Annotated in this window: 8 protein-coding genes; 6 read left to right on the top strand and 2 right to left on the bottom strand. The window is 44.4% G+C overall.

Features of this window, described 5'->3' with window-relative positions; genetic code table 11:
- Both WS42_RS09350 and WS42_RS09345 read left to right on the top strand, forming a co-directional pair.
- The coding region (locus WS42_RS09350) for a hypothetical protein (protein ID WP_046451015.1) at window positions 1-262 on the top strand (262 nt) is incomplete at its 5' end.
- 262 nt (window positions 263-524) lie between these two features.
- On the top strand, window positions 525-1,247 hold the full coding sequence (locus tag WS42_RS09345) for a LytR/AlgR family response regulator transcription factor (protein ID WP_022159743.1): 723 nt from the start codon (window positions 525-527) through the stop codon (window positions 1,245-1,247).
- 35 nt (window positions 1,248-1,282) lie between these two features.
- Here WS42_RS09345 and WS42_RS09340 read toward each other — a convergent pair whose 3' ends face one another.
- Window positions 1,283-2,944 carry a putative transporter gene (locus WS42_RS09340; protein WP_022159744.1) on the bottom strand — a complete coding sequence of 554 codons (1,662 nt, stop codon included), beginning with the start codon at window positions 2,942-2,944 and terminating at the stop codon, window positions 1,283-1,285.
- Window positions 2,945-3,221: 277 nt separating this feature from the next.
- On the opposite strand from WS42_RS09340, the gene WS42_RS09335 reads away from it, so the two are divergent.
- Window positions 3,222-3,983 carry a M23 family metallopeptidase gene (locus WS42_RS09335; protein ID WP_022159745.1) on the top strand — a complete coding sequence of 254 codons (762 nt, stop codon included), beginning with the start codon at window positions 3,222-3,224 and terminating at the stop codon, window positions 3,981-3,983.
- Window positions 3,984-4,007: 24 nt separating this feature from the next.
- On the opposite strand, the gene WS42_RS09330 is transcribed toward WS42_RS09335, so the two are convergent.
- Window positions 4,008-4,475, bottom strand: a complete 468-nt coding sequence (locus WS42_RS09330) for a cytidine deaminase (RefSeq protein ID WP_022159746.1) — start codon at window positions 4,473-4,475, stop codon at window positions 4,008-4,010.
- Between the two features lie 127 nt (window positions 4,476-4,602).
- Here WS42_RS09330 and WS42_RS09325 point away from each other — a divergent pair, with 127 nt between their 5' ends.
- From WS42_RS09325 to WS42_RS09315, 3 genes are read left to right on the top strand one after another with little or no spacing between them, the layout of a single operon-like run.
- Window positions 4,603-5,538, top strand: coding sequence for a glucosaminidase domain-containing protein (locus tag WS42_RS09325; RefSeq protein WP_022159747.1), 936 nt, complete (start codon window positions 4,603-4,605; stop codon window positions 5,536-5,538).
- A gap of 16 nt (window positions 5,539-5,554) precedes the next feature.
- Window positions 5,555-6,085 carry a DUF4199 domain-containing protein gene (locus WS42_RS09320; RefSeq protein WP_022159748.1) on the top strand — a complete coding sequence of 177 codons (531 nt, stop codon included), beginning with the start codon at window positions 5,555-5,557 and terminating at the stop codon, window positions 6,083-6,085.
- A 16-nt stretch (window positions 6,086-6,101) separates the two neighbouring features.
- Window positions 6,102-7,052 carry a glycosyltransferase family 2 protein gene (locus WS42_RS09315; RefSeq protein WP_046403209.1) on the top strand — a complete coding sequence of 317 codons (951 nt, stop codon included), beginning with the start codon at window positions 6,102-6,104 and terminating at the stop codon, window positions 7,050-7,052.
- Window positions 7,053-7,061: the final 9 nt, after the last annotated feature.

Genomic DNA, 7,061 nt, shown 5'->3' with positions numbered 1-7,061 from the left:
TACCCTCCTGGCCGATCGGATACTTCTTCCCTTTTTATCCGGAGATACCCCGGATAAACCCGAATACGACTATCGTCTGATCGAAGTTTCTTTCCCGTTACACCCTAATGTACATCTCACTTATATCCCCTGTTTCCCCTGTCCGCAGAAGATGCCCAATTATCCCTGGGCAATCACTCCTACCCCTTGGAATTTCATGCAGACAGCAGTTATACCGTTGACATTCATTTATCCCAACCTGCACGAGGAGGGATCGGAGTAAGCCCTATTCAGCTGATGCCGGAAGATTCTCTGATCATCCGAAATCGGAGAAGCCTGCTTCACCGACCAAGGCCGGGGAGCTGCCGATTGCTTTTTCAATCAGGCACTTTACAAACATCACAATTTCTTTTTCAATTACACAAATATATGACATTTAATGACTTACAAAGAATTTACCGCAACACTAGAGCAGGGTAAAAACATCTACGAACAGTTATTCTCCAAATACGGAGAAGCAATTTTGTAACCAAATCTGTCACCTGATGAATATAAAAGCTATTATTGCCGAAGATGAACAAAAGAACCGCGAAAACCTACGGCAACTTCTGTTGAAACATTGCCCGGGAATCGATATTATCGACTGCTGTAGTTCAGCAGCCGAAGCTTATGAAATCATTGTATCCCTTCAACCCGAATTGGTTTTTCTGGATATCGAAATGCCAGGAAGCAATGGATTTTCATTACTGGAAAACCTGCCGGAAATTCATTTTGAAGTGATCTTTGTCACTGCCTATGACCACTATGGGATACAGGCCATCAAATTCAGTGCCTTAGATTATATTCTTAAACCGACAGATATCGATGAACTGATCCAGGCAGTTACAAAAGCGAAGAAAAAAATCAGTACCCAAGCAGAAAACCGGCAAATGCTCCATTTACTCCAAAACAATAAACTGCCGGATAAACACAAAACCCCGGCCCTCTCTCTAGCCGATAAAATCGAATTTATAGAAATCGGTTCTATTGTCCGTTGTAAAGCTGAAAATAACTATACTACCTTTTATCTGAAAGACGGACAGCAATTAGTCGTTTCTAAAACGCTGAAAGAGTTCGATGAGCTGCTCGTCCCCTACCACTTTTTACGGGTACATCAATCCCATCTGATCAATCTGAACGAAATGAAAAGTTATATCAAAAGTGACGGCGGGTATATCCGGATGAAAGACGGATCCAGCGTCAGTATTTCCCGTCAACATAAAAAATAGGGCTTAAAAATCCTGACAGGAAAAACATCCAGAACCTACAAAAACAACATTAAGATCAATTGAGCAAAAATCACACGGATAAACATGGACAGCGGATATACCGTTGCATAAGATACGGCCGGATTATCTCCCTCGACGGTCGCATTGACATAATTCAACGCCATCGGATTGGCCATACTTCCACACAACATCCCTGCCAGGGAACCGAAATCTATTTTCATCAATTTCAAAGCGATAACGGCCACCAGGACAACAGGTACAAAAGTGATCGTAAATCCTAAAGCTACCCACAGCAGCCCTTCGGGACGAAACACCGTCTCAAAGAAATGTACCCCGGCATCTAACCCCAGACAAGCCAGATAAATGGAAAGTCCCAATCCCCGGAGCATCAGATTGGCGCTCCGGGTCGTATAAGTAATCATATGTAAACGCGGTCCGAACGCCCCCATCAGAATCCCGACGATAATCGGTCCGCCTGCTATTCCCAAACGGACAGGGAAACTGACTCCGGGGATAGAAAAGGGAATAGCCCCGACAGCCAAACCCAACACAATCCCCACAAATACGGCGATCAAATTCGGTTCTTTAAGACTAATAATACGGTTTCCCAACACTTTCTCCACATTGCTGATAGCAGCAGCTTCCCCCACAACGGTCAATTTATCTCCCAATTGCAGTACCAGCTCGGGAGTTGCCAACAACTGTACCCCAGCCCGATATATACGGGTGATATTGATACCATAATGATTACGCAAACGTAAGGATCCCAATTTCTTTCCATTGATCTCCGAACGGCTCACGACAATACGCTGGGAAACCAACTGGCTATCGATGGCATTCCAGTCGATATCCTTTTTATTCCAATCCACCTTTTCCTCTTCACCGAAAAGGATACGCAAGGATTCTTCCTCAGCCTCGGTGGTAATCACCAGCAAACGGTCTCCTTCGAGCAATACCGTATCGGAAGTGGGGATCGTCACTTTCCCATCGCGCCATAAGCGTGAAATAACAAATCGATGTGCCGCAAGATGAGCTACTTCTTTTACATTCTTCCCAAAAATTCCGGGATTGCGGACTTCAAAACCGGCAATAAAAGTGTGCTTGCTTTTATCTTCTGCCACAACGGTTTCTGCCGTCCGGCGAGGAAATATCTTACGCAATACGATAACCGCCAGAATGACACCGACCACTCCTAAAGGATAGGTCACCGCACACCCTAAAGCAGGATCAGCCGCATCGATATGCATCTGCTTCAAAGTTTGCTGTGCAGCCCCCAAAGCAGGGGTATTGGTCACAGCACCACTCAATATACCTACCATATCGGGCAATGACACGCCTGTCACCACATGAAAGCCCAAAGTCATTGCCGTGCCCACCAGGATCACAGCAAATGCAAGCATATTCAATGTCATACCTCCCTTCCGGAACGAACCGAAAAAACCAGGCCCGACCTGCAATCCCAAGGCATAAACAAAAATAATCAATCCGAAACTCTCGGCATAATTCAACATTTGGGGATCTATCGATAAGCCGAAATGTCCGGCCGCAATTCCGGCAAAAAAAACAAAAGTAACCCCCAGCGAAACCCCGTAGACGCTGATCTTTCCCAAAGCCAATCCTAAAGCCGAGATCATAGCAATCACAACAACAGCCTGTATGACACTGTGTTCTATCAATATACTATTTATCCATTCCATAGTCGATTTATTAAAATCCGAACCCGTTTTTCCTAATTTAAAAGTGGGCACAAAGGTAGTACAAATAACTTCAATTCATTAAAAATAAACAGGTAAAAGCAACGAAAACAATGCTTTAACAGAAAACGTTAACATGTTAAATAAAGTTGTAATCTATAGACAATCAGTAGGTTTTGAAACTTTTTCAATTATCTTTGCGTTTCAGGAATGATCTAATTTGTCTTTTTAATAGTAAAAACAGTCATTTCTAACTTAATATTCACCAAAAAGATACAGTATGAGATTGCACAACAGAGCACTGGTTGCTGTTATTTTGAGTTTGGCAGGATTTTATTCTTGTTCACGTCAAGCCACAATTCCCACTCAGTTAACTTATACCCCTGTTCCTGTATTTACTATCCCAGACAGTCTTTTAGCAACTTCTCCGATCGAATATGCTTTTTATAAAGCGGAGCCCGTCGAATTCTTCGAACCGAAACCAGAAGTCCGGGATTCTTTTAACCGGATCGAAAAAACGATGGTCGGTTATGCAGACGATCAATTTTTCGTCCGCCAGCCCGAATTGGTATTAGACCTGGCCGACCTGGAAGAGGGTGCTTTTGTTTTTCCCCTGCCCGGCGGAAGGGTATTATCTCCTTATGGACGACGGAATGGAAGAAATCATACCGGCATAGACCTGAAAATCAATCGTCGGGACACCGTTCTGGCAGCTTTCGACGGGATCGTCAGAATGACAGGTTGGAGCCGGGGTTATGGCAACGTAGTCGTCGTGCGTCATTACAACGGCCTGGAAACGGTATACGCCCATAATTCCAAACACCTGGTCCGTTCGGGCGATCATGTGAAAGCAGGTACACCGGTTTCTATTACCGGCGAAACAGGCCGGGCCACCACCGACCACGTACATTTTGAAATCCGGGTAAATGGAAAAACCATCGATCCGGCTTTGGTGATCAATCTCAACACCCAAACCCTTCTGCACAAACGCCTGGTATTTACTCCTACCCCGAAAGGAAAAATTCAGGTAGAGGCGGTGTAAAAACTTCGGGCCCCGGTTACCGGATCAGCCTATATATTCAAAACTAAAAGGCAACAAGGAAGAGGCTTTTATCACTACCGTTTCTTCTTCACCTATCATCAGTACATCAAAATCCCGGCCGTAACGCCGGATTACTTCCGCCATCACCTGCCGGCAAGCCCCGCAAGGAGAAACGACCTCTTTTCTGGGACGCCCTTTAAAACAAGCTGTAATAGCCAATGCCTTGACCGGAACATCCGGATAAGCAGCACTAGCATAAAATAAAGCCGTCCGTTCTGCACATAGTCCACTGGGATAAGCCACATTTTCCTGATTATTGCCTAAAACGATCGTTCCATTTTCCAGCAAAACAGCCGCTCCGACAGCAAAATCGGAATAGATGCAATAAGCTTTGCCGGCAGCAGCCAGAGCTTTTTCAGACAATTCCTCATAGCATGCGGGCACTGAATTCCGGCACACAAAATAATCTATTTTCAGTTCTCTTTTATCCATCACTATTTTTTACTATTTTTACCCCCCTAAGATACAGAATAATTATAAACCGGAAATTGAAAAATCAGCATTTATCTTTTGCAAGGTAAATGCCTGAAGCCAACGAGTGAGTGTTATGAAAAAGAGTATGAAAATATTGGTATTGCTTAGCCTGTTGCTCATCAGCTTTAATGTTATGGCAGACAAACGTAAAGAGTTTATCCGCAAATACAAACATATAGCTATCCGCGAGATGGAACGGACCGGAATTCCGGCCAGCATCACGCTTGCACAAGGTATTCTCGAATCCGGTTGCGGCGAATCGGAACTGGCCGTCAATGCCAACAACCATTTCGGGATCAAATGCCACGAAACCTGGAACGGCGATACATATACCATGGACGACGATACCCGGGACGAATGTTTCCGGAAATATAAAAATATCGAACAATCGTGGATCGACCACAGTGATTTTCTGACTAGCCGTCCCCGTTATGCCGGTTTATTCAGTATTCCTACTACAGATTATAAAGCCTGGGCGAAAGGGTTGAAAGCCGCCGGATATGCGACCAACCCGCAATATGCCAATATGCTGATTAAAATTATCGAAGAAGAAGAATTGTACAAATTCGACCGCTCGATCAAAAGACCGGGTACACCGCCGACGATCACTGCAGAAGAATTTGCCCAAAGTGTAGCAACCCAGGACCACCCGAATACTACCAACTACCGTAACCGCGAAGAAATGCGCAATGGCATTATCTGTATAGAAACAATGCCGGGCGATTCTTTTGAAAAAATTGCCGGTTATTACGGAATCAAACTTAAAAAATTATTACAATACAACGACAAATCCAGCAGTACCCTGGACCCCGGTCAATTGGTCTTCCTGAAAAAGAAAAAGAGCAAAGCGGCACGGGGATACGAATTCCACCGTGTAAAAGCCGGAGATACCATGTACAGTATCTCACAGCAATACGGAGTACGGCTCAAAAATCTTTGCAGGTTCAACTACCTGTCGGCCGACAGTCCGCTGACAGAAGGAGAAAAGATCTATCTGCGTAAACAAGCCGATTTATTGTAAGGATAAAGAAAAATACATGGAACCTTCGAAAAAAAAGAATTTTTTTTCACAAAATACCCTGTTCGGTTTATTCGTCGGACTGAGTTTTATTGCTGTAGCTTATGCCTACTACCGTTCAGGACGGGGAGTCAGTCTCAATCCGCAATTGAACAATGTGATCCTGCTGCTCTCCATCGTCGGAGCATTTATCGGAGTTCGTAAATACCGGGACGAATTGCCGGATAATTGTCTGTCTTACGGGAAAGCACTGGGCGCTTGTACCTATCTGATCGCTGTAGCCTCGGTCATCTACGGATGCTTTGTATTCTATCTCTATCGTCACCATCCGGAATTACTGGAGAATTATCTGACTTCAATAGAAACGACGTTCAAAGAGGTGTATTCGGATTCGGCTTTCACCGAAAATATGATCTCGATGTTAAAAGCGTTTACAACGCCTGCTACAATTGCCTTTGCAGAAACATTCAATAAAATATTCACCGGATTTATTTTCTCCTTGCTCCTGGCAGGATTACTCAGGCGCACCCGAAAAAATGAATTTATTTAACCGTAATTTTCAGATCATGGACATATCAGTCGTTATACCGTTATATAATGAAGACGAATCTCTGCCGGAACTAACAGCCTGGATCGAACGGGTCATGGCAGCGAATCATTTTACGTATGAAATCATCATGGTAGACGATGGCAGTAGCGATAATTCCTGGGCACTCATCGAAACCCTTTCTACCCAAAACAAACATATCCGTGCCATAAAATTCCGGCGGAATTACGGTAAATCCGCAGCCTTACACTGCGGGTTCCAGAATGCCCAAGGAGATGTTGTCATTACGATGGACGCCGATATGCAGGATAGCCCGGACGAAATACCGGCTCTTTATCAAATGATCATGTCCGAAGATTACGACATGATTTCCGGCTGGAAGAAAAAAAGATTCGATCCGAAATCAAAGACAATACCCACCAAATTATTCAATGCGACAGCCCGGAAATTTTCAGGGATCCATCTGCACGATTTCAACTGTGGGCTCAAAGCTTACAAGAATAAAGTTGTGAAAAGCATCGAAGTATACGGAGAAATGCACCGCTATATCCCTATCCTGGCCCAACAGGCCGGCTTCACTAAAATCGGAGAAAAGGTCGTACAGCACCGGGCACGGAAATACGGAGTAACCAAATTCGGCGGTTTAAACCGATTTATCAATGGAATGCTGGATTTGTTGTCTATCACCTTTATTACCCGTTTTGCCAAAAAACCGATGCATCTGTTCGGGGCTATAGGAACCTTGCTGTTTATCATCGGGTTTTGTGCAGCCGGCTGGATCGGTATAGATAAACTGATCTGTCTTTCACAAGGGATCAGGGCCCGTTTGGTAACCGATAATCCCTATTTTTATATTTCTTTGGTTTGTATGATCCTCGGGACCCAACTGTTTTTAGCCGGCTTTGTAGCCGAGCTGGTATCCCGTTCGGCTACCGACCGTAACGTCTATCTGATAGAGAAAGAAATCTGATGCTCTTTC

It is taken from the genome of Odoribacter sp. N54.MGS-14, from assembly GCF_000980295.1.
GTDB lineage: Bacteria > Bacteroidota > Bacteroidia > Bacteroidales > Marinifilaceae > Odoribacter > Odoribacter splanchnicus.
This window is presented reverse-complemented; position numbering and strand designations above follow the sequence as displayed.